Annotated in this window: 17 protein-coding genes; 6 read left to right on the top strand and 11 right to left on the bottom strand. The window is 67.6% G+C overall.

Annotated elements, in window-relative coordinates; all coding sequences use genetic code 11:
* Positions 1-42: 42 nt before the first annotated feature.
* Positions 43-1,308, top strand: a complete 1,266-nt coding sequence (gene gabT, locus PSELUDRAFT_RS07975; RefSeq protein ID WP_088966344.1) for a 4-aminobutyrate--2-oxoglutarate transaminase — start codon at positions 43-45, stop codon at positions 1,306-1,308.
* 77 nt (positions 1,309-1,385) lie between these two features.
* Positions 1,386-2,846 (top strand): NADP-dependent succinate-semialdehyde dehydrogenase, encoded by a 1,461-nt coding sequence (gabD, locus tag PSELUDRAFT_RS07970; RefSeq protein ID WP_088966343.1) that lies wholly within the window; start codon positions 1,386-1,388, stop codon positions 2,844-2,846.
* A 120-nt stretch (positions 2,847-2,966) separates the two neighbouring features.
* Here gabD and PSELUDRAFT_RS07965 read toward each other — a convergent pair whose 3' ends face one another.
* The 8 genes from PSELUDRAFT_RS07965 to PSELUDRAFT_RS07930 form a co-directional block, all read right to left on the bottom strand.
* The gene (locus PSELUDRAFT_RS07965) at positions 2,967-5,294 is read right to left on the bottom strand and encodes a cache domain-containing protein (RefSeq protein WP_088966342.1); all 2,328 of its coding nucleotides are present in this window, start codon (positions 5,292-5,294) and stop codon (positions 2,967-2,969) included.
* A gap of 47 nt (positions 5,295-5,341) precedes the next feature.
* The gene (siaD, locus tag PSELUDRAFT_RS07960; RefSeq protein WP_088966341.1) at positions 5,342-6,127 is read right to left on the bottom strand and encodes a biofilm regulation diguanylate cyclase SiaD; all 786 of its coding nucleotides are present in this window, start codon (positions 6,125-6,127) and stop codon (positions 5,342-5,344) included.
* Between the two features lie 10 nt (positions 6,128-6,137).
* On the bottom strand, positions 6,138-6,512 hold the full coding sequence (gene siaC, locus PSELUDRAFT_RS07955) for a biofilm regulation phosphoprotein SiaC (protein WP_088966340.1): 375 nt from the start codon (positions 6,510-6,512) through the stop codon (positions 6,138-6,140).
* Between the two features lie 20 nt (positions 6,513-6,532).
* Positions 6,533-7,075: a biofilm regulation protein kinase SiaB gene (siaB, locus tag PSELUDRAFT_RS07950; RefSeq protein ID WP_088966339.1), complete on the bottom strand. Its 543-nt coding sequence runs from the start codon at positions 7,073-7,075 to the stop codon at positions 6,533-6,535.
* Between the two features lie 21 nt (positions 7,076-7,096).
* Positions 7,097-9,082 carry a biofilm regulation protein phosphatase SiaA gene (gene siaA, locus PSELUDRAFT_RS07945; protein ID WP_088966338.1) on the bottom strand — a complete coding sequence of 662 codons (1,986 nt, stop codon included), beginning with the start codon at positions 9,080-9,082 and terminating at the stop codon, positions 7,097-7,099.
* 131 nt (positions 9,083-9,213) lie between these two features.
* On the bottom strand, positions 9,214-10,650 hold the full coding sequence (locus PSELUDRAFT_RS07940) for a hypothetical protein (RefSeq protein ID WP_088966337.1): 1,437 nt from the start codon (positions 10,648-10,650) through the stop codon (positions 9,214-9,216).
* A gap of 70 nt (positions 10,651-10,720) precedes the next feature.
* Positions 10,721-11,893, bottom strand: a complete 1,173-nt coding sequence (locus tag PSELUDRAFT_RS19765; RefSeq protein WP_088966336.1) for a GNAT family N-acetyltransferase — start codon at positions 11,891-11,893, stop codon at positions 10,721-10,723.
* 3 nt (positions 11,894-11,896) lie between these two features.
* Positions 11,897-12,298 carry a rhodanese-like domain-containing protein gene (locus PSELUDRAFT_RS07930; protein ID WP_088966335.1) on the bottom strand — a complete coding sequence of 134 codons (402 nt, stop codon included), beginning with the start codon at positions 12,296-12,298 and terminating at the stop codon, positions 11,897-11,899.
* 97 nt (positions 12,299-12,395) lie between these two features.
* On the opposite strand from PSELUDRAFT_RS07930, the gene PSELUDRAFT_RS07925 reads away from it, so the two are divergent.
* The 3 genes from PSELUDRAFT_RS07925 to PSELUDRAFT_RS07915 all read left to right on the top strand — a co-directional run bounded on the left by PSELUDRAFT_RS07925 (position 12,396) and on the right by PSELUDRAFT_RS07915 (position 15,028).
* Positions 12,396-13,877 carry a PLP-dependent aminotransferase family protein gene (locus PSELUDRAFT_RS07925; RefSeq protein WP_179947575.1) on the top strand — a complete coding sequence of 494 codons (1,482 nt, stop codon included), beginning with the start codon at positions 12,396-12,398 and terminating at the stop codon, positions 13,875-13,877.
* Positions 13,874-14,353 (top strand): DUF523 domain-containing protein, encoded by a 480-nt coding sequence (locus tag PSELUDRAFT_RS07920; protein ID WP_088966334.1) that lies wholly within the window; start codon positions 13,874-13,876, stop codon positions 14,351-14,353. The genes PSELUDRAFT_RS07925 and PSELUDRAFT_RS07920 overlap by 4 nt, the downstream gene beginning before the upstream one ends.
* A 132-nt stretch (positions 14,354-14,485) precedes the next feature.
* Complete coding sequence (locus tag PSELUDRAFT_RS07915) at positions 14,486-15,028, top strand: DinB family protein (protein WP_088966333.1); 543 nt, start codon at positions 14,486-14,488, stop codon at positions 15,026-15,028.
* Positions 15,029-15,256: 228 nt separating this feature from the next.
* On the opposite strand, the gene recD is transcribed toward PSELUDRAFT_RS07915, so the two are convergent.
* Positions 15,257-16,963, bottom strand: a complete 1,707-nt coding sequence (gene recD / locus PSELUDRAFT_RS07910) for an exodeoxyribonuclease V subunit alpha (RefSeq protein ID WP_088966332.1) — start codon at positions 16,961-16,963, stop codon at positions 15,257-15,259.
* Positions 16,963-18,444 carry a polyphosphate:AMP phosphotransferase gene (gene pap, locus PSELUDRAFT_RS07905; RefSeq protein ID WP_088966331.1) on the bottom strand — a complete coding sequence of 494 codons (1,482 nt, stop codon included), beginning with the start codon at positions 18,442-18,444 and terminating at the stop codon, positions 16,963-16,965. Before pap ends, recD begins: the two co-directional genes overlap by 1 nt.
* A 294-nt stretch (positions 18,445-18,738) precedes the next feature.
* Here pap and PSELUDRAFT_RS07900 point away from each other — a divergent pair, with 294 nt between their 5' ends.
* The gene (locus PSELUDRAFT_RS07900) at positions 18,739-19,542 is read left to right on the top strand and encodes a hypothetical protein (protein WP_157725062.1); all 804 of its coding nucleotides are present in this window, start codon (positions 18,739-18,741) and stop codon (positions 19,540-19,542) included.
* Positions 19,543-19,595: 53 nt separating this feature from the next.
* Here the strand turns inward: PSELUDRAFT_RS07900 and recB are convergent, their stop codons facing one another.
* Positions 19,596-23,153, bottom strand: a complete 3,558-nt coding sequence (recB, locus tag PSELUDRAFT_RS07895; RefSeq protein WP_088966329.1) for an exodeoxyribonuclease V subunit beta — start codon at positions 23,151-23,153, stop codon at positions 19,596-19,598.

Raw genomic sequence — 23,153 nt, 5'->3', positions numbered from 1 at the left:
GTCCGGCGCTAGCCGGAACCGTCGTCTACAAGGAGAGATTCAATGAGCCCGCAAGAACTGATGCAACGTAAAGCCAACGCTACCCCGCGCGGTGTAGGCGTAATGTGTTCCTTCTTCGCCGAGCGCGCGAAGAACGCCGAGATCTGGGACACCGAAGGCAAGCGTTACATCGACTTTGCCGGTGGTATCGGCGTGCTGAACACCGGTCACCTGCATGACAAGGTTCAGGCTGCCGTTGCCGAGCAACTGAACAAATTCAGCCACACCTGCTACCAGGTGGTGCCGTACGAACTGTATATCGAAGTTGCCGAAAAGCTGAACCAGCTGACCCCGGGCAACTACGCCAAGAAAACCGCGTTCTACACCACCGGCGCCGAAGCCGTGGAGAACGCCGTGAAAATCGCCCGCGCCGCCACCGGCCGTCCGGGCATCATCGCCTTCGGCGGCGGCTTCCACGGCCGCACCCTGATGGGCATGGCGCTGACCGGCAAGGTAGCACCGTACAAGATCGGTTTCGGCCCGTTCCCGTCCGACGTGTACCACGCACTGTTCCCGAACCCGCTGCACGGCGTATCGGTTGAAGACTCCATCGCCAGCATCGAGCACCTGTTCAAGTACGACATCGAAGCCACCCGCGTGGCCGCCATCATCTTCGAACCGGTTCAGGGCGAAGGCGGCTTCTACGCCGCGCCGGCCGAATGGGTACGCGCCGTACGCGCCCTGTGCGACAAGCACGGCATCCTGATGATCGCCGACGAAGTACAGGCTGGCTTTGCCCGTACCGGCAAGTTCTTCGCCATGGAACACTACGACGTGGCACCGGACCTGATGACCATGGCCAAATCCATGGCCGGCGGTTTCCCGATCTCCGCCGTGGTAGGCAAGGCCGAATACATGGACGCACCGGCACCGGGCGGCCTGGGCGGCACCTACGCCGGCAGCCCGCTGGCACTGGCCGCTTCCAAGGCCGTGATCCAGGCCATCCAGGAAGAAAAACTGCTGGAGCGCGCCAACCAGCTGGGCAACCAGCTGAAGGAAACCATCAACGGTCTGAAAGCCGAAGTACCGCAGATCGCCGAAGTACGCGGCCTGGGCGCCATGATCGCCGTGGAGTTCAACAAGGCCGGCAGCCACGAAGCCGATGCCGACTTCACCAAGAAAGTGCAGACCAAGGCGCTGGAAGCCGGCCTGATCCTGCTGACCTGCGGCGTGTACGGCAACGTTGTCCGCTTCCTGTTCCCGCTGACCATCGAAGACGCCATCTTCGAAGAAGCGCTGCAGAAGCTGGTTGCCGCCATCAAGGCCTGATCAATTGAATTGAGCTGAATTGCGGCCAACCTTGCACCACGCAACGTTGGCCGCATTGCATAACAAGGACACACACCATGCTGAACCTGAAAGATCCTTCCCTGCTGCGTCAGCAGTGCTACATCAACGGCCAGTGGCTGGATGCCGATAGCGGCCAGACCATTGCGGTAACCAACCCGGCCACCGGCGAAACCATCGCCCACGTGCCGAAGATGGGCAGTGCCGAAGCCCAGCGCGCCGTGGACGGCGCCGCCGAAGCCTTCAAGAGCTGGAAGAAGAAATCCGCCAAGGAGCGCGCCGGCATCCTGCGCAAGTGGTTCGACCTGATGATGGCGAACCAGGACGACCTGGCGGTGATCCTGACCTGCGAACAGGGCAAGCCGCTGGCCGAGGCCAAGGGCGAAATCGCCTACGGCGCCAGCTACATCGAGTGGTACGCCGAAGAAGCCAAGCGCATCTACGGCGACACCATTCCGTCCACCGGCGCCGACAAGCGCATCTTGGTGACCAAGGAGCCTATCGGTGTAACCGCCGCGATCACGCCGTGGAACTTCCCCAACGCCATGATCACCCGCAAGGCTGCCCCGGCCCTGGCCGCCGGCTGCCCGATGGTGGTACGCCCGGCCAGCCAGACCCCGCTGTCCGCACTGGCCATCGCCGTGCTGGCCGAGCGCGCCGGCATTCCGGCTGGCGTGTTCTCGGTGCTCACCGGCGGCTCCACCGAAATCGGCGGCGTGCTCACCGGTAGCGACACCGTGAAGAAATTCTCCTTCACCGGCTCCACCGAGGTTGGCCGCAAGCTGATCAGCCAGTGTGCCGAAACCGTGAAGAAGGTATCGATGGAACTGGGCGGCAACGCACCGTTCATCGTGTTCGACGATGCCGACCTGGACGCCGCCGTGGAAGGCGCGATGATCTCCAAGTACCGCAACGCCGGCCAGACCTGCGTGTGCGCCAACCGCCTGCTGGTGCAGGACGGTGTGTACGATGCCTTCGCCGCCAAGTTCGCCGACGCCGTGGCCAAGCTGAACGTGGGTAACGGCCTGGAAGCCGGCGTGACCCAGGGCCCGATGATCGACGAAAACGCGGTAAGCAAGGTGGAAGAGCACATTGCCGACGCACTGGCCAAGGGCGGCAACCTGGTAACCGGCGGCAAGCGCCACGCACTGGGCTACAGCTTCTTCGAACCGACCGTGATCACCGGCGTGACCCCGGAAATGAAAGTGGCGAAGGAAGAAACCTTCGGCCCGCTGGCCCCGCTGTTCCGCTTCAAGACCGAAGAAGAAGCGATCCAGATGGCCAACGACACCGAGTTCGGCCTGGCGTCCTACTTCTACGCCCGCGACATCGGCCGTATCTTCCGCGTGTCCGAAGGCCTGGAATACGGCATGGTTGCCGTGAACAGCGGCATCCTGTCCAACGAAGCCGCACCGTTCGGTGGCGTGAAGCAGTCCGGCCTGGGCCGCGAAGGCTCCAAGTACGGCATCGAAGACTACCTGGAAATCAAGTACGTGCTGCTGGGTGGCATTGATAAATAAGCCGCGACAGACAGTCAGACTGGCAGCCGGAATACAACAGGGGTAAACCGGCTGCCCGCCAACGGCAAAACCGCCGCCATCGCAAGATGGCGGCGGTTTGATTTTGTGCGCCTACTGCTTTTATTTGTCGGCCGCCGCCACTCGTGCCTGCCGGCTGCGGCGCTCTGCGCGCTGCAATACCTCCTGCGCCACGGCATCGCCGGCCTGCAGCGCGGTAATGCCCACGCTGGCCGTCAGCGCACTGCTGTCCGCCGCCGCCGGGTGCAGCCTGGCGATTTCACCGCAGATGCTCTGCAGGATGCGTTCGGCATGGCCGGTCTGGCAGCGGTACAGCAGCAGCGCAAAGGCACCACCTTCCAGGTGGGCGATGCAGTCGCTGTTGCGCAGCCGCCGTTGCAGTACCGCGGCCACCAGCTGCAGCTGCGCCTCGCTGCCCTGCTGGGTATTGTCCAGCGGCACGCCATCCTGTTTCAGCTCCAGCCAGGCCACGCAATGCGGCTGGGTGCTGCCCAGGTCATCGGCCAGCAGGCCGGCCAATGCGGCCAACATGCCACGGCGGTTGGCGAGGCCGGTGCCGCTGTCGCGCTCCGCCTCGCCCGGCTGGCTGAGCAGCCGGCGCCGCGCGGCATCTTCACGCAGTACCCATACCTTGTAGCCCTGCATGTCGCCGGTCGCAGCCACCACCGACAGGTTCAGCAGCACCGGCAGCCGGCGCAGGTCGCGGCCCAGCAGGTCCAGCGCCAGGGTTTCCTCGCGGTGCAGTTCGGTGAGCATGGCCAGCGATACCGGCTGGCCGCGCTCCGGCAGGTTCAGCGCCACGAACAGCGACAGGCTGCGCCCCTGCGCTTCTTCCAGCTTCACGCCCAGCAGCTGCCGCGCCGGCATGTTCAGCTGCAGCACTTCGTCGTGCTGGCTGGTCAGGATCACCGCGTCGCCCACGCCCTGCAGCAGTCCCTGCAGCCGCTCGCGCTCGGCCTGCAGCGCGCTGCGGGTGGTCTCGCGTTCGCTGATGTCCTCCAGCACCGCCAGGTAGCGCGGCGCGCCGCCCTCCCCCAGGCGGCTGCAGCGCAGCGCCACCCGCAGCGGCTCGTGCCGTACGTGGTTGAGGCGGAACTGGCGGCGGAACTCGCCGCTGCCGCCATCGCGGCTCCACTGCCGCCAGTCGGCCTGCAGCTGCTGGTAATCGCTGCTGTGCACCGCCTCCAGCCAGCGGCGACCGAACCAGTAGGACGCGCTGCGCTCCATGCCGGCCATCGCCAGCATGGCCTTGTTGCCGTAGCTGAGCACGCCGTCGGCATCGCAGACGAACACGCCCAGCGGCGAGGTATTGTGCAGCGCGCGGAACATGGCCTCGCGCATCGCCAGCTTGTCAGCCATGCTGCGCCGCTCGGCATAGACATCGGCCACGGTAGTGGCCAGCGTCTGCAGCTCGTCGCAGCCTTCCACGGCGATGGCGGCATCCTCGCCGGCCGGCATGGCCCGGATCTTGCGCTGCAGCGCAGTCAGCGGCTGCAGCAGGCGCTGTGCGCCGCGCCAGGCCAGCGGCACCGCCAGCAGCAGCGCCAGCGCCAGCAGCACCAGGTATTCGTTGCCGATATCGGCCAGTGGCGCGTAGGCCTCCTGTGTCGGCTCAACGCCGGTGAGCAGCCAGTCCACATTGTGCAGGTTGCGGTACACCAGCAGGTTGCCGCCGTCACCGTCGCTTACCTCGCTGCCGTTTTCGCCACGCAGTGCCCGCGCCAGGGTGGAGTTGGCCGCAGGCTGCACCACGCGCAGCAGTTGCTCGCGCTGCGGATGCAGGATCAGCTGGCGCGACGGGCGCGCCGTCAGCGTGATGTAGCCGCTGTTGCCCAGGCTCATGCCGCGCAGGTCGCCGAAGAATTCCGTCGCGCTCAGCTCCAGGCTGCCGCCGAGCATGCCGGCAAACTGGCCGTGGGCGTCGAGAATGGGCGCGGTGAACATCACCACATTGCGCTGCAGGCTGCCACGCGCCTGCAGCGGGCCGGACACCACCGGGCGCAGCAGCTGGCGGGTGCGGGCAAAGTAGTCGCGGTCGCTGGCATCCACGCCCACGCGGCCGGGCAGCGCCGGGTAGTCGGCAACGATGCGCCCGTCGGCGCTGTACAGTTCGATGCTGTTGAAGCTGCCTTTGAGCAGGCGGAAGCGGCGGATGATGTCCTCCGCCTGGCTGCGCACCTCCGCCGCACTGGGCTGCAGGTTGGCCGCAGCCTGCTCCAGCTGCACCTGGCGGCTGCGCACGCGCTCGTCGATGTCGTCGGCCAGCCGCGACACGGTGTCCTCGGCGTGCTGCAGCTGCAGCCGGCGCAGGCGCGCGCAGTCCTGCAGGTAGCCCACGCCGCTCAGCAGCAGCGATACCAGCAGGATGGCAACGGAACAGAACAAAGCCAGGCGCGCCTGCAGCGAGCCTGGCCAGAAGGTTTGCAACACGGAAAATCCTTACATTTGCGGCGCTGCCATCGCCCCGGCGACGGCAACTACCGAGCTACGTGCTGGCGGTCGCGGCCGGCGCGCTTGGCTTGCAGCAGCGCGCTGTCGGCGCGGTTGAGCAGGTCGGCATCGCGCTCGCCGGCGTGGTATTCGGCAATGCCAGCGCTGATGGTGATCGACAGCGTGGCCGCCCCGGTGCGGATGCGCAGCGCGCCGATAGCCTCGCGCACGCGCTGTACGATGATCTCGGCCTCCGGCAGCGTGGTTTCCGGCAGGATGATCAGGAACTCCTCGCCGCCCCAGCGCCCGCACAGATCGTACTCGCGCACTTCGCCTTCCATCAGCCGCGAGGCCTCGATCAGCACCGTGTCGCCCACATCGTGGCCGTACAGATCGTTGATCGGCTTGAAGTTGTCGATGTCCAGCATCGCCACGCAGAAGGAATGCCCGCGACTCTGGCTGCGCTCCACCTCGGCGCGCAGCCGCTCCAGCAGCGGGCGGCGGTTGACCAGCGCGGTCAGCGGGTCGTGCATTGCCGCTTCCTTCAGCGCCTGGTTCAGTTCGCGCATCATCTTCTGGTAGCGGTCGGAAATGCGTGCCACTTTTTCCAGCTGCCGCAGCTGCTTGTCGAAGCGCTCGGCCAGGCTCAGTTCGCGCTGCCGCGCCATGCTCTGGTAGGCATCGGACACGCGGGTGATGCGCTCCATGCGCTCCAGCAGGTCCTGGTACTGCTGCCACAGTTCGCCCAGCGCCTCGCCCAGCGGCTGTTGCCGCTGGTGCGGGTCGGCCAGCAGGGCCTGGATGTAGGCTTCGAGTTCACTACTGCCGCGCATGCTGCTCCCCTCAGTGGCTGAGGATGGCGAACGGGAAGGTACAGTCTTCCTTGAATTCCTCGGCCAGTTCCGCCACGCGCTCGTTGCGCGGGTCGTAGCGCCAGTTTACCGCCACCTGCCGGCCATCGCGGTGCGCCTCTTCCAGCAGGTCGAAGATGTCCATCATTGCCTTGATGCTGCTGGTATTCAGGTACAGCAGGCGCAGTTCCAGCGTCAGCGGGCGCTGCGCCTCGGCCAGGTAGCGGTCCACCCAGTCGATGACCTGCTGGAACAGTTCGAACGAGTTCTCCGGGTAGGAGTCGCCCTGCATGGACAGCACGCCATTGTTCCAGTCGGCCTCGATGGCCGGGGAGGATTGGGTGCCGGAAATGGAAAGTTGATTCATGACGAATGCTCGCTAAAAACTCAGATCACGGCGCGCACGCTGACAAAGGCGCGGCCATCGGTCAGCTGGCGCAGGCTGGCCTGCAGCGGCGCGCTGGACTTGCGGGCGATATCGATCAGCCCCAGGCCCGCCCCGCTGCTGGTGCCGGCTTCGCGCGGCATGCGCAGCTGCTCCTTGTAACGTGCTTTCAGCTCGACCTTGTCCAGGCCGGACAGCGACTGGATGCGCGCCAGCAGTGCCTCGCCATCGCGCTGCAGAATGATGTTGCCGGCGCTCACCACGTAATGGCCTTCGGCATCGCGCGCCACCACCACGGTGGCGGTGGAATCCTGCTCGCTCCAGCCTTGCTGCTGGCTGTAGTGGCGAATGTTCTGCGTCAGCTCGATGTAGACGCCGAACACGTCCATGGCCGACGACGGGTGGGCATGGTCCGCCAGCAGGTAGTTGCGCAGCGCATTGCCGATTTCCTCGATCAGGCTGCGCGAAATCGGGCCGTTGAAGCACAGCATGATCTGCTGCCGGTTGAAGCTCTCGCGCATGCCGAACAGGTCTAGCGATTCCATAGTGGCTCTCCTGGGTGGGCTTCAGTCAAAGCGGAAACACAGCAAGGTAATGTCGTCTCGTTGGGCGTGCCCGCCTTGGTAAGCGGCCAGGGTGGCGCGGAACGCCTCGCCCTGCTCGGTCAGTGGCACGCCGGCATGGCTGCGGATCATATCGATAAAACGGCTATTGCCAAAGCCGAAGCCCTGCTCGCCACCGGCCTGGTCGAGGAAGCCGTCGGTGGTCATGTAGAAGCTGCGGCCAACCTGCAGCGGCAGCGTGGCGTTGTGGTACTCGCCCACGCGCTTGTCGCCGATGGCGCGGCGCGCACCGCGCAGCTCCGCCACCTCGCCGCCGTCGCTGTAGTACAGCGCAATCTTGGCACCGGCAAAGGTCACCTGTCTTGTAGTCAGATCAACAAATGCCAGCCCTACGTCCATATTGGTGGCCAGCATCTGCCCGTTGGCATCGTCGCGGCGCATGCTGCGCAGGATGCGGTCGCAGCGCGCCAGGATGGCAGCCGGGTCTTCCATGCCGATATCGCTGATGGCCTGGTCGATGGCGGCATGTGCCAGCATGGTCATCAGCGCGCCCGGTACGCCGTGGCCGGCGCAATCCACCACGCCGAACAAGCAGTGCTGCTCGCCGGCGCGATAGACATAGAAATCGCCGCCCACCACGTCGCGCGGGTGCCACAGTACCGCGTGCTTGGCGCCCAGCGCCTGCACCAGCTGGCGATCCGGCAGCATGGCGCGCTGGATCAGGCTGGCGTAGTCGATGGAGTCGTCGATCTTCTTGTGCGCCGCCGCCATCTGGCGATTGGCTTCTTCCAGCTCGCGGGTGCGCTCGCGCACGCGCTGTTCCAGTTCGGTGGTGTGGCTGCGCACCTTGTGCGCCATCACGCCGAAGGCGGCGCTGAGTTCACCGATCTCGTCATCACGCTCGGCCGGCAGCGCCACTTCGTACTGGCCGGCAGCCATTGCCTGCGCCGAGCGGCGCAGCTGGCTGATCGGACGCAGCACCAGGCGCTCCACCGTCCAGGCAAAGCCCAGCAGCAATGCGGCCAACAGTACCGCCAGCGCGATCAGCGCCGGGGTCAGCCACGGGCCATTCAGCACCTGCGCCACGTTGAGGTCCACTGCGGTCACCACGTACCAGCCCAGCTCCGGAATGAAGCTCAGTGCCAGCAGCTGGTGCTTGCCGTCCAGCTGCGCCCAGAAGGTGCGCACCTCGCCGGGGCGGGCTGCGCCGGCATGCATCGCCTGCTGCAACGCGCTGGCGCCCGCCGTGTCCAGCAGCCGCTGCAGGCCGTTGTCGGCGTTTTGCTTCTGCCCCACCGAGTTGAGGGAGATCAGGCGCGAATCCGGATGCGCCTGGATGGCGCCGGTGCGGTCCAGGATCATCGGCGTGACGCCGGCCTCGCGCTGGCGGATGAAGTCGTCCAGGAAGGAAGTCAGCGTGATGCCGGTGCCGGCCAGGCCGATGCGGCGGTCGCCGTCCTGCACGATGACATTGATCCACGCCTTGGTGGCCTTCAGTTCGCGGTCGTAGTTGACGTTGATGTTGAATGGCCGCGGGTCGCGCAGGGTGGCGAAATACCAGTTGTCATCGGCCTTGCTGCTGCTCAGGCTGTAGCGCGGCGCCTCGCTGTGCAGGGCCTTGCTGTCGTTGAAGTAGTAGCCCAGGCTCTGGTTGCTGATCAGGAAATAGGAATGGTCGCGGAAGTCGCGGCGGTAGCCTTCGGCTTCCTCGAAGAATTGCGCGCGTTTGCCGGAGTTGGCTTCGTCGCGCAGGAACTGGCGGCTGAGCACCGAGTCGGCCAGGCGCCGCGACAGCGCCAGTTCGCGCGAAACCGGCGCGAAGATGCGTTCGCGCTGCAGCAAGGTACTGTTGCGCACGAAGGCTTCGCCGAAATGGTTGCGGATGCTGTCCAGCACCTGCCAGCCTATCAGTGCCGCCGGCACCAGGGCGATCAAGCAGGCCAGCAACAATGCCAGCAGGGATTTGCCTCGTAGCCCCAGTAATGCCATGCCTTGCCTCGGTCGCGTAACAGCAGGCCGGCAATTATGCAGCCTGCCTGTTGGCAGGACAATGCCAATATAAATCCCTTGTAAAAAATGCGTGGGATTTACAAATTCAAACTATAGAAAATAGCGCGTAATCAATGGAAGCGCGGCGCCTGTTCGCGCAGCGCAATACCGGCGGCGCGCAGGCATTCCGACAGCTCATGCCAGGCCTGGATGCGGCTGGGTGCCAGGTCCGGCACCAGCAGCCACGGCGTACGCCCCAGCGGGCTGCCGTCGCGCGCTTGCAGCTGTACCTCGTAGGCCTGGTGCTCCGGCAGGTATTCCGCCACCGCCTCCAGCCCTTCGGCCTTGCCGTTGACGCCGGTGGCCACCGCCACGCTCAGCCCCAAGCGCTTGCGGTTGTAGGCGTGCACGCCTGCGGCCAACGCTTCCCACCACGGCAGCGGTGCGAACAGCTCGGCCTCGCCGAAGGTCATCTCGCCGGCCAGCGCCTGCTGTACCAGCGGCATGGCGGCATCCAGCGCCGGGCGCGCATGGCTGCGCACACGGTCCATGTCCAGCTTGCCGCGCTCCACGATGAAGGGCAGCCAGCACAGGATCAGCTGCGGCTCCACCGTCTTGCTGGCGGCCTGGTAGGTGGCGCGCGCAGCTTCCACTTCCTGCGGCGCCAGGTCGCAGCCGGCGTCCATCACCGCCGCCAGGTGCACCAGCGACTGGCAGGAACGCTCGGCCAGCATGTCGGAGCTGAAAATGGTGGGCGACAGCCACAGCACGGTGTTTTCCGGCAGCTGCAGCGCATCGGCCAGTACCGGCTCCACCCGCTCCAGCAGCGGGAAGTGCCACCAGAAGCCGCCCTGCGCCCGCGAGAAGATCAGCGGCAGCGCCCACAGCTCGTAGGACACCACGGTGCCGTCCGGGCGCATCACTTCGGGGAAGGCGATATTGTCGCGCGCCATGCCCAGCAGCAGCTCGCGTGCTTCCGGCTGCGCGGAAAGCGCCAGCTGCGCCTCGGTGAACACCGCCTGGTCGCCGCCCAGCAGCGCCTGCTGCACCAGCGCCGGCAGCTGCATTTTCTTGATCGGGTTGGCCAGCGCCTCGGCCGCCACGCTGCTCAGCTCGCCGATGCGGCGCTGGCGTTCGGCCGGCGGCAGCGGTTCGGTGGGCAGCACGCGGAAGTCACGCTCCTTGGGCGCCACTTCGCGCTCGGCATAGGCTTTCTGCAGGCGCTGGTACACCACCATGGCCTCGTCGCAGATTTTCTGCAGCTCGGCGGCGGTGGGGATGTCGCCCCAGAAATTGAAGTCGAACAGGCGAAAGCCGGTATTGGTGACGTAATGGGTGAGGTTGTCGCGCTCGTCGTACAGCACCGCGCTGGCAAAGCCTTCCTTGTCGCGACCGTCGAACGGGGTCTGATCCATGCCCACCAGCCGGCAGACAAAGGCCGGGGCTTCGGTATGGATCACATACTCGTACGGCTCCAGGCCTTGTTCTTCCACGGCATCGCCGAAGACGAAACGACTGGGAACGAAAGGGTCGCCCTTGATGCGGGCATTGCGGGGGTGCGATTTCATACGGCTGACGTCGAGGCTGCCTCGTAAAACAACTGGGTATTCTACCCCGACGCCGCCGTATGGTGTGCTCTTATCGCTGCGGCAGCGGCAGCCGGTAGCGATAGAACTGGGTTTCGCGCTGCCAGCCCATGCTCTCGTACAGCGCCTGCGCGGTAAGGTTGTCATGCGCGGTGGCCAGCTCCAGCCGCGCCAGGCCGCGCGCCAGCGCCAGCTCGCCGGCGGCAGCCAGCAGCTTGCGGCCAACCCCGCCGCGGCGCGCGGTGGGCGCCACGAACAGATCGTTGAGCAGGCAGGCCGGCGCCGCGGCTACCGAGGTGTACAGCGGGTAGAGCTGGGTGAAGCCCTGCAGCGCGCCATCCTGCTCATACACCAGGATGGTGGAATCGCCCTGCACCAGCCGCTGGCGGATGAAATCATGCGAGGTGGCGGCATCGTCGTGGCGGCCGTAGAACTGGCGGTAGCCGTCGAACAGTTCAGCCAGCTGTGGCAGATCGGCCAGCGTGGCCAGCCGTACGCCGTGCTGGCCGGTGGCGGCAGCCAGCGCGCGGCGGCACTCGTCCAGGCTGCGGCGCTGCCTGCCCTCGGCATCGAAGTTGGCCGCATCCAGCCACGCCTCCATGGCGGCGCGATTGGCCGGCCATTCGCTGTCCAGCAGGCTGAACCAGGCGGTGTCGCGGTTCAGGCCCCAGTTCACCCGCGCCTGGCGGAAGATGCCTTCGTAAGTGAAGCCCAGCCGCGGCGCGGCGCGCATCGACGGCGTATTCAGCGCATTGCACTTCCACTCGTAGCGGCGGTAGCCCCAGTCGAAAGCCTGGCGCATCAGCAGGTACATCGCCTCGGTGGCGGCGGCGGTGCGCTGCAGCAGCGGCGAGAAGCGCAGCCAGCCCACTTCGATCACCCCGCCGGCCGGGTCGATGCGCAGGTAGCTGCAGCTGCCGATGGCCTGGCCGCTGGCCTGATCGACGATGGCGAAGAACAACGGGTCGCGGCTGTCTTCCATCATGCCGAACCAGCTGCTCCAGTCGGCATCGTTCTGCGGACGCGGCATCAGGTAGGCCCAGTCGCGGCCCTCCACGTCCAGCTCCAGCGCCGCGCGCAAGCCGGCGCCATGCTGCGCCTGGCTGAACGGCTCCATCCGGCAATAGCGCCCCTGCAGGGTGATGCGCTGCGGCGGCGTGGCGCCCTGCCAGTTGTCCACCGTCACGCCCAGCGGGCGGTCGTATTGATCGTATTGCATGCTCATGTTTCAGCCTCCGCAGCCGCAATCGGCCGCCGTGTTGATATCGCAGCTGGCGCCGCCCGCTACCGTGGGGTAGCCGTCGCGCTTCCACCAGTCCACCCCGCCCTGCAGCTCCTTCACGCTAAAGCCCAGCTCGGCCAGCTTCAGCGCGGTCTTGGTGGAAGCGTTGCAGCCGATGCCGTCGCAGAAGGTAACCAGCAGCACATCGCGCGGCAGCTGCGCGGTGCTGTCGGCAGTAATGCCGCGATGCGGCAGATTGATGGCGCCGGGCAGGGTTTCGGCGGCGTAGGCAGCCGGCGAGCGGCCATCCACCAGCAGCAGCGGCTTGCCCTGCTTCTGCTGTTCCGCCACATCCCAGCTGTCGATCTCGTACGCCAGTTTGGCGCGGTAAAAGGCAAGCTGATCCATACCATGTTCTCCTGTACAGACATCACGATGGCATTGATGGTAAAAAGACAGGCGGCCCTGCAACAGGGCCAGATCATCAGCACGAAAGGGAACCACTTTGCCGGACAGCCGCAAGCAGGAACTGTGGATCATCGATGCGCTGCAGGCAGCGCTGGCGCGCGACGGCAAGGAAGGGCTGTCGCGGCAGCTGGCACGCCTGCTGCGGCAATGGATAGGCAGCGGCCGCCTGGCCGGCGACAGCCGCCTGCCGGCCAGCCGCGACCTGGCGCGCAGCCTGGGCCTGGGCCGCAACACGGTGCTGGACGCCTACGAGCAGCTGCAGGCGGAAGGCTATATCGCCACCCGCGCCGGCAGCGGCAGCTACGTCACCCGGCTGTTCGCCCCGCCGGCACCGGAGCAACCCGCCCCGGCGCGCGGCCAGCCGCTGGGGCTGTCGCAGCGCGGCCATGAACTGTTCGCCACCAGCGGCCTGCCGGTGGGGCTGTTCGGCGCCTTCGCGCCCGGCGTGCCGGAGATCCGCCAGTTTCCGCACCATGCCTGGCAGCAGCTGCTGTCGCGGCAGCAGCGCCGCGCCACCGCGGAAGACCTGTGCTACTGCGCAGGCGGCGGCCTGCCGGCGCTGCGCGAGGCGCTGGCCGACTACCTGCAACTGTCGCGCGGCGTGCGCTGCCGGCCGGAGCAGATCATCGTCACCCAGGGCGCGCAGCAGGCGCTGGAGTTGGCCGCACGGCTGCTGGCCGACCCCGGCGACGTGGCCTGGGTGGAGGAGCCGGGCTACGTCGGCGCCCATGCCGCCATGCGCGGCGCGGCGCTGCAGCTGGTGCCGGCGCCGGTGGACCACGACGGCCTGAACCCGGCGCTGGTGGCCGATGCGCGCCCGCCAAAGCTGATCTACACCACGCCCTCGCACCAGTACCCCAGCGGCGTGGTGATGAGCCTGCCGCGCCGGCTCGCGCTGCTGGCCGCCGCGCAGCAGCACGGCGCCTGGATCATCGAGGACGACTACGACAGCGAATTCCGCTACGTGAGCCAGCCGCAGCCGGCGCTGCAGGGCCTGGCGCAGGACGAGCGGGTGATCTACGTCGGCACCCTGGCCAAGGTGATGTACCCCGGCCTGCGCGTGGGCTACCTGGTGGTGCCGGATGCGCTGATCGACCCGTTCCGCGGCTGCAATGCGCGGCTGTATCGCGAAGGGCCGCTGCCGGTGCAGGCCGCGCTGGCCGAATTCTTCAGCAGCGGGCTGTTCGCACGCCACGTGCGGCGCATGCGCGAGCTGTACCGCGAGCGCCAGCACTGCCTGCGCAGCGCGCTGGCCGCCAGCGGCGCCGAGCACCTGGCGCTGTCGCCCGGTGAGGCCGGCCTGCACCTGGTGGCCACACTGCCGCCGGATTGCGACGAGGACGCGCTGTCCGCCGCCGCCGCGCGGCAGCAGGTATGGCTGCGGCCGCTGAGCCGCCACTACCTGGCCGCGCCGCAGCAGCGTGGCTTCGTGCTGGGCTATGCCGGCGTGGACGAAGCGGCCATCCGCCACGGCGTGGCGGTAATGGCACAAGTATTGAATAGCAAGGAGCAAGCATGAACCAACGCCCCACCCTGCTGGTCAGCGCCTGCCTGCTGGGCCAGCCGGTTCGCTACGACGGCCACAGCAAGGGCCTGCCGGTCACACTGCGCGAAACGTTGGCCGCACGCTATCGTTTGGTCGTCATCTGCCCGGAAGTGGCCGGAGGCCTGCCCACGCCGCGCCCGCCGGCGGAACTGGCCGGTGGCGACGGCCATGCCGTGCTGCGCCAGGCCGCCACGGTGCGCACCGCGGCCGGCGGCGATGTCAGCGCCGAATTTATCGCCGGCGCGCAGCTGGCGCTGCAACTGGCGCAGGAACAGCACTGCCGGCTGGCGCTGCTGAAGGCCAACAGCCCGTCCTGCGGCAATCTGCAGCACTACAGCGGCCGCTTCGACGGCCAGCTGGTGGAGGGCCAAGGCGTCACCGCCGCGCTGCTGAGCGCGCATGGCATTACCGTGTACAACGAGACGCAGCTGGATAAGCTGCTTGATTGACCCCCGCCGCCTTGCGGCCAACCCGGAGGGTGCCTCGAAAAGCCCGATTGCCAGGCGCGACAAGGCGTATTTCCTGAGTCACGCCGTATCGCATCGAAAGCGGGCGTTTTTCGAGCGGCCCTGGAGTAAGCCATGTCCCTGCTCTACCACCTGCGCCTGCTGGCCGATTACAACCAGTGGATGAACGACAAGCTGTACCACGCCGCCGCCACGCTGCCGGCGGACGAGCTTAACGCTGCGCGCGGCGCCTTCTTCGGCTCGCTGCAAGGCACGCTCAACCACCTGCTGGTGGCCGATACCGTGTGGCTGAAGCGCTTCGCCGCCCACCCAGCCCGTTTCAAGGCGCTGGCGCCACTGGCCGACACCGCAATGCCACAACAGCTGGACCAGCCGCTGTACGCCGACTTCGCCGCCATGCAGGCGCGCCGCAGCGAACTGGATGCCATCATCAGCGCGCTGCTGGTCGAGGTGAGCGAAGACGACCTGGCCCAGCCGCTGACTTACCACAATATGAAAGGCGTGGCCGCACAGCGGCCGTTCGGCAGCGTGCTGCTGCACGTCTTCAACCACCAGACCCACCACCGCGGCCAGGCCACCACCCTGCTGAGCCAGGCCGGCGTGGACGTGGGTGTGACCGATTTGCTGCCACGGATACCGGATCTGCTGGCGCTGTAGATTCGTAGGGTGGGCAAAGCGCAGCGTGCCCACCAGAGCCATCGCGGTGGTGGGCACGGCCAGTGGCCTTTGCCCACCCTACGTGTGCCCCTGCGGCTACCGGCGCCACTGGCGGGGATAGATGGATGCGTAGGGCGGGTTGAACCAGCGGTTCATACCCGCGCCCAGCCAGCTGCCAGCTCGCGCGGGTATGGCCTGCGGCCAACCCTCCCTACGGATGTGGTCGGGTTACCCCCACAGCCGCTCGGCAAGGCCGCTCTGGCGGGGTGGCGCATATTCCACGCCGGCGGCCAGCACCGCCGGGCTGCCGGCCAGCACGAAGCGCTGCCGCGCGCGGGTGATGGCGGTGTACACCAGCGCCCGCGTCAGCGCCGCGCTGGGCGCCAGCGGCAGCGCCAGCCACACGGTGCCGAATTCCGAGCCCTGCGATTTGTGCACCGTCATCGCGTACACCGTGTCGTGCTCCGGCAGCCGCGCCGGCGCCACTTCGCGCCAGTCGCCGTCCGGGGTAGGGAACAGCACCCGCAACCGTTCGCCCTGCTGCACGGTAATGCCGATGTCGCCGTTGAACAGGCCGATGCTGTAGTCGTTGCGCGTCACCATGACCGGCCGCCCCGGGTACCAGTCGCTGCCCGGCTGCTTGCGGCCCTGCCGTTCCAGCTGCTGTTCGATGGCGGTGTTGATGGCCGCCACGGTATGGCGCTCCGCCGCCAGCAGCATGAATTCGCCAAACGCCGCGAACAGCGCCGCCGCTTCCGCACCGGCATCCAGCGCCTGCCAGTAGCCGGCGCGTTGCGCCATGAGGCCGGCCCCGTCCGGCAACGCCGCCAGCTGCGCCACGTCGTCCGCGGCACCATCGCTCAGCAGCTGCTCTACCTCCACAAGGTTGGCCGCATTCACCGCCCGCGCCAGGCGGCCGATGCCGGAGTGCTCGCCAAAGCGGTGGCTTTTCGCCAGCACCACCACGCTGTCGGCCAGCAGCGCGCGGTCGTCCACCTGCCCCGGCAGGGTAAAGCCGGCTGCCTGCAGCGCGGCGGCGGTGTCGCCGTGCCAGGCCTGGCGGCTGCAGATGTCGCCCAGCACCGCGCCGGCATCCACCGAGGCCAGCTGGTCCTTGTCGCCCAGCAGGATCAGCCGCGCATGCGCCGGCAGTGCCGCCAGTGTCTGCGCCATCAGCGTGAGATCCACCATCGAGGCTTCGTCCACCACCAGCACGTCCAGCGGCAGCGGGTTGGCCGCATGGTGGCGCGGGCGGGCGCTGCCCGGCACCAGGCCGATCAGCCGGTGCAGGGTCTGCGCCTTGTCCGGCAGCTGGGCTCGCACCGTGTCGGCCACCGGCAGCGCGTCGCGCGCGGCGCGCACCGATTCGGTAAGCCGCGCCGCCGCCTTGCCGGTGGGGGCGGACATCGCCATCACCAGCGGCCGTGGCGACAGCGCCGCCAGCGCCGCCAGCAGCCGCACCACGGTGGTGGTCTTGCCGGTGCCGGGGCCGCCGGAGATGGTCAGAAAGCGCCGCTGCAGCGCCAGCCTTGCGGCCAACCTTTGCCAGTCCGGCGCCGCCGGCGGGCCGAACAGCGCATCCAGCAGCGCGTCGATGTGTTCATCGCTGGCCGGCAGCGGCTGCGGGTCGCGGCTCAGCGCCGCCAGCGCGGCGGCCAGTTGTTCCTCGTCGCGCCACTGTCGGGCGAAGTACAGCCGCCCGGCGGCATCGACGATCAGCGGGGTGTAATCGCCCGGCTTGCCGGCCAGCGGCGTGCGGCGCAGCAGCGCGTAGTCGTCGCCGGACAGGCCGGAGAGGCAGACGTGGCCGGCACCCTGCGCGTTCACCAGCCGCTGCAGCAGCGGCTGCAGCGCCGGGCCGTGCGTGGGGTCGAGGCGGGCGAACAGGCCGGCCAACTGCGCCGGCAGCAGGTTTTCGATGCTGCTGTTTTCCATCAGTTACCCAGCCGTGCTTCCAGCGCCTCGCACACCGTGGTCAGCACCTTGATGCGCGCGTAGTACTTGTTGTTGGCCGGCACCAGCGTCCACGGCACGGCGGTGGTGCTGGTGCGGTCTATCATGTCGCACACCGCCAGCTTGTAGTCGTCCCACTTGTCGCGGTTGCGCCAGTCTTCGTCGGTGATCTTGAAGCGCTTGAAGCCGGTATCCTCGCGCGCCTTGAAACGCGTCAGCTGTTCCTCGGCGCTGATCGCCAGCCAGAACTTGAGCACCACGGCGCCGTTCTCGTGCAGCTGGTGCTCGTAGTCGTTGATCTCGTAATAGCCACGCATCCAGTCCGGCGTGGCGGCAAAGCCTTCCACCCGCTCCACCAGCACGCGGCCGTACCAGGAGCGGTCGAAGATGGTGACCTTGCCCTTGCCCGGCACGTGGCGCCAGAAGCGCCACAGCCACGGCTGCGCACGCTCCTCCTCGGTGGGGGCGGCGATGGGCACCACGCGGTAGCGCCGCGCATCCAGCGCCTGGGTGATGCGGCGAATCGCCCCACCCTTGCCCGCCGCGTCGTTGCCTTCGAACACCAGCACCAGCGAATGCTCGGCAAACTTCGGGTGGCGGGTGAGCTTGTTCAGCCGCCCCTGCAGCGCTTCCAGCTGCTGCAGGTAGTCGTTCTTGGACAGCTGCTGGTCTAGCGGCAGCGATTCCAGCAGCAGCTTGTTGTCCAGCGGCGGGGTGATCGGCGCCGCATCCGAGCGCGGCTGCCAGTTGTGGTCCATCTCCAGCCGTTGCTTCAGCGCCGACAGCAGCGCGCGGCCAACGGTAAGGCTGCGGTAGTTGGCGTCCTCGCCGTTCACCACCAGCCACGGCGAATTGGAGGTGTTGGTGAGGCGCATGATGTGCTCGGCCGCCTTCTTGATGCGGTCGTACTGCTCGAAGTGCTTCCAGTCCGCCTCGCGCACGCGCCAGGCGGTGGCTGGGTCCTTCTCCAGCGCCTTGAAGCGTTTTTTCTGCGCATCGCGTGTCAGGTGCAGCCAGAACTTGAGCACCAGCACGCCATCGTTGGTGAGCATGCGCTCCAGGCGCAGGATGTCGAACAGCTTGCGGTCCAGCCCGTCGCGGCTGCCGCCATCCACGCGCTCGAACATGGCGTCGGAGTAGTAGCTGCCAAAGAACATGCCGATGCGGCCCTTCTGCGGCAGCTCACGCCAGTAGCGCCACATCCACGGCCGCTCGCGCGCGTCGTCATTGGGCTTGTCGAAGGCGGCGGTGTGAATCAGCCGCGGGTCCAGCCATTCGTTGATCTGGTTCAGCGTCTCGCCGCGGCCGGCGCCGTCCATGCCGTGGATCAGGATCAGCACCGGGCAGTCGGCACGCTGCTTCAATTCGTACTGCGCATCCAGCAGTGCCTCGCGCAGCGCAGCCTCCTCGGCCTTGTAGGTGCTCTTGTCGATAACGTGGCCCAGCTCGGCGGATTCGAACATGGTGGTCTTCCCGGTATTAGGTTGGCCGCATGAGGCTGGCGGCAATGATGACGTGATTGTAGAACGGGACGCAGTGTGGCGGCAGACGGTGGTGGCGGTGTGAAGCCCCCCCCCTGCCTGCCCAGCGGTACGACATAAAACCACACGGCAGATACAATCGCTTGTCATCGATCAAGCAAGTCTCTACAAAACCGGCTGATGCGTGCCTGGCGGATATAGGCTGCCAGCTACAGTGCATCCCCTACAGCGCTGCCCCGCAGGGCCTCCCCACGCAACCCGCAAAGATGGATAACCATGAAAATCAGCAGCCTGCTTGTTGGATGTTGTCTCGCTGCCTGCGCCACCATGGCCAGCGCATACGAACTGTTTGATAGCGACAACTCGGCCGAGCTGGTTCCGTTCAAGCCGATTCCCGCTGATGCGAGCCTTGGCGGCTACCCCTTGCTGCCCGTCGGCGACACCCAGTTGCTGGGGCTGTTCAAAGGCAGTTGGGGCTCGTCCCCCAACTTCATACCTTCCGGTCGCGCCTACCTGATCGTGGTTGCCAACCACACACTGGTGGCAACCGTCGATATGTCGGCCAACCTGGGTACCAACTCATCGTACGACAACTGGACCGACGAGCCCTGCAAGCGGAACGACTACTTGTGGAAGCAGTCGCTGGGCGGCGACTTCAGCAACGTCAACTGCGCCACCATCAACCATAACGTGCGATTTTTCAGCTCGCCCACCGGCCAGTTTCAGCAATACCTGGTCTGGTTGCGGGCAAAACACATCCAGCTTCCCCCGACTGTGCTCAAAGCCGAATTTACCCGCTATGCCAGCAAGGGGCGCCGACTGAGCTACAAGATAGAGGTCAACCCCGAATACTTTGGCCTGCCACGCGACGCGGAACCGATCTGGGGCGCCAGCGGCTGGTACAAGGACTTCATCGGCCAGGACCCCAGGCGCGTGGCCTTCGTTGCCCGGCTGAGCGAGTGGGCACAAAACGTACAGGTTCACATGAACGCGGCCTTCGGCAGGCATGAGGACGCCTTCAGCGACGTGCCGCCCCTGCTGCAATTCCTGCAGCACGAAAATATCAGCAGCACGAATTGATGCCCGTGTAGCGCAGCCCGGATACGCGCAGCGCATCCGGGCGACGAAATGCCCTACCCGGCGCGGAACAGCCCGTCCAGCGCATCCAGCAGCGCATCGGACGGCGCATCGCACCACACGCCCTTGCCGCTGCCGTCCACCCCGCGCAGGTAGAGGTAGCGCACGCCGCCCAGGCGCAGCTGCGGTGCGCGCTGCGCCAGGTAGCGGCGCAGCGCCACGCTGTAGATCAGGTATTGCAGGTAGTAGTGTTCGCGGGCGATGGAGGCGGCCAGCGCCGGCTGGCCATAGGCCGCGTAGCCGTCGCCCAGGTGGTTGGACTTGTAATCCACCAGCCACAGCGCGTCGCCGGCGATGAAGGCCAGGTCGATGAAGCCTTTCAGATAGCCCTGCACCCGCTCGAAGCTGAGCGTGGCGGCGGCAGCGCGCAGCGGCTCGGCCAGGCCGTTAGCCGGGTCGGCGAGGATGCGCTTGAGGGCCGGCAGGTTCAGGCCATCGGCCGGCAGGGTGAACTCCATCTCCACCCGCCGCCGCGCCGGCGGAATGTCCGCCAGCCGCACGCCGGGGGCGATCTCGCTGTTGATGCTGCTGGCCAGCATCGCCAATGCCGCGTCCTGCCACAGCGGGTCGAAGCCGTGCTTCTGCAGCGCCTCGGCCACCGCTTGCGGCCAACCTTCCGGCCGGGTGAAGTCCACGCGCTCGAACATATCGTGCAGGCAGGTACCGGCGCGGGCGCCGCGCGGGAAGCTGAAACGGTCCCGCGCCAGCTCGGCATCCGGTTCCTGCAGCGGGCCGTGGTCGTGGTCCGGCGCCTCCGCTGCCGCCGGCAACGGCGCGCTGCCGTGCAGGTGGCTGGTCAGGTGGGTGAAGCTGCTGATGCGCCACGGCGTGTACAGCGGGCGCTCTACACGCGCCAGCTGCGGCTGGAAGCCCGCCTGCTGCAAGGCAGGCAGCGGGTTGAGCGCCACATCCACTTCGCGGCAGGCCGCCGCGCCGGCAATGCCGGCAGCGAACGCCGCCAGGTCGGCATGGATGGCAGCATCGGACAGCTCGCCCTGCTCCAGCGCGGCCAGATCCGCCGCTGCGCCGCCGTGCAGCAGCCAGGACAGCGCCGCGGTCTGCATCTTCTGCACATGGCCCCACAGCAGGTACTGGCGGTGCTCGGCGCGGGTCAGCGCCACGTACAGCAGGCGCAGTTTCTCGGCCAGCATTTCACTGCGCGCCGCCTGCCGCGCCTCGTCGCTCACCAGCGCCTGCGGCGCCAGCCAGGAGGAGTCGCCGTCGCGGTAGCGCCAGAAGGTGGTGTCGCGGCGCTCCAGCGCGCCGTCCCACAAGAAGGGGCAGAACACCAGCGGGTACTGTAGGCCCTTGGAAGTATGGATGGTGACGATCTTCACCAGCTCTGCATCGCTTTCCAGCCGCAGCAACGCCTCCTCGCCGGCCGGCGGGCTGGCCACCTGGCCTTCGAACCACGCCAGCAGCGGCGCAATGCCGGCCACGCGCTCGCTTTCCTGCTGCAGCAGCTCGGCCAGGTGGCCGAGGTTGGTGAGCCGGCGCTCGCCGTCCGGCAGCGGCAGCAGCCGCGCCGCCAGCTGCTCGCGCGCCATGAAGCCGCGCCAGGCGGACATGAAGCCGCGTTGCTGCCACTGTTTGTGATCCTGCTGGTTGGCCGCAAGCCGCACTTCCCACGCCGCCTCGTCCTCGGTCAGCGCCAGCAGTTGGGCGGCATTCAGCCCCACCAGCTCGCTGGCGCACAGCACCTTGAGCCGGCCCTCCGCCGCCGGCTCGGCCCAGGCGCGCAGCAGCACCAGCAGCTCGCCGGCCTCGGCGCTGGCAAACACGCTTTCCTGCGTCAGCGCCACCGCCTGCACGCCACGGGCGCCCAGTGCCGCGCGCACCGCGTCGCCCTGGCGGTGGGTGGCCACCAGCACCGCCATGTCGCCGCCGGCCAGCGGCCGTGCCTGGCCGCCCTTCTCCAGCTGCGCCCTGCCGTCGCGCGCCAGCGCCAGCAGCCGCGCAATCTCGTGCGCGGTGGCCTCGGCGGCGTAGGCGGTGGCATCGCCCTTGTTGATGCCCTTGGGGTTGTCGCTGGCAGGAAAGGTGAGCAGGTTGAAGGCGGCATCGCCGTCGTCCAGCAGCAGCCGGCTGCCGCCAGCCGGCGCCGCCGCCACCGGGTGGTAGCCGATGCCGTCCAGCAGGAAGGGCTGTGGCCGCGCGAACAGCCGGTTCACCGCGTCCACCAGCGGCTGCTGCGAGCGGCGGTTGGTGTCCAGCGTGTACTGGCGCTCGGCCGGCGCGTCGTCGCGCGCACTCAGGTAGGCAAAGATGTCGGCGCCGCGAAAGCTGTAGATGGCCTGCTTGGGGTCGCCCACCATGAACACCGGCCTCCCCTGCTGCACAAAGGCACGGCGGAAGATGCGGTACTGCAGCGGGTCGGTATCCTGGAATTCGTCGATCAGCGCGATGGCGAAATCGCCGGCGATGCGTGCGGCCAACCTTGGGCCGTGTTCGGCATCGTCCAGCGCCGCGGCCAGATCGGTGAGCAGGTCATCAAAGCCACGGCTGCGGCTGGCGCGGCGCTGCTCTACCGCGTGGCGGTCTATCCACTGGATCAGCTGCAGCTTGAGGCCGGCAAGGTGGCGATCCAGCGCGGCAGCGTAGCGCTCCCACGCCATCAGCCAGTCTTCCACCAGCCGGTACAGCCGGTGCTGCGGCGCGGTGGCGCCCTTGCTGGCGCCGGCGTCGAGCTGGCTCTGGCCGAGCCGCCCCAGGTCCTTGGCCTGGCTGGACGACAGCTGCGGCAGGCTGGCATCGGCCACCAGCAGCTGCAGCAGGCGCAGGTAGCGCTGGCACTGCGCCGGTTTGTAGCTGGTCTGCTTCAGCCCCTGCGCGGCCAGCAGCAGCTCGCCGCCGTCGGCCAGCGCCGTGCTGTCCGCCTGCAACGGCGCCCAGGCCGCGGCGGCGGCATCGCGCAGCGCCAGCAGCTCGCCGCTGTCCAGCGCCGGCAACTGCAAATAGGGCTTGGACAGATAGGGCCGCACCTCGGCCAGCCAGGCGTCCGGGGTGTCGCCGTTTTCGGCCAGCACCTGCGCCAACTGCGGCTGGCCCACGATGTGCTGGCGCCAGAAGTCATCCGCCAGCTGCTGCAGGTCGGCCTGCTTGTCCACCTCCAGCGTGGCGGCAAAGGTCTGGCCGCTGTCGAACGCCGCATCGGTGAGCACGCGCTGGCAGAAGCCGTGGATGGTGTAGATGGCGGCAGCGTCGAAGCCGTTGATGGCGGCGCGCAGCCGCTCGCGCGTCAGCGCCGGATCGCCTGCGGCCAACCTGTCGGCCAGCGCGCGCAGGAAGCCGTCGTCGGTCTGCCCGCCGTCCAGTACCAGCGCCAGTTCCACCAGCCGCCGCCGCAAGCGCTCGCGCAGCTCGGCGGTAGCAGCCTTGGTGTAGGTAACCACCAGCAGCTTGTCCAGCGACGGCGGCGGCGAGCCATCCGGCGCGTCCTCCAGCAGCAGCCGGGTGTACAGCGCGGCGATGGTCCAGGTCTTGCCGGTACCGGCCGAGGCTTCGATCAGATTCACGCCCGCGAGCGGGCAGTTGAGGGCGTCCAGGGGATGCAT

Source organism: Vogesella sp. LIG4, from assembly GCF_900090205.1.
Lineage (GTDB): Bacteria > Pseudomonadota > Gammaproteobacteria > Burkholderiales > Chromobacteriaceae > Vogesella.
This window is presented reverse-complemented; position numbering and strand designations above follow the sequence as displayed.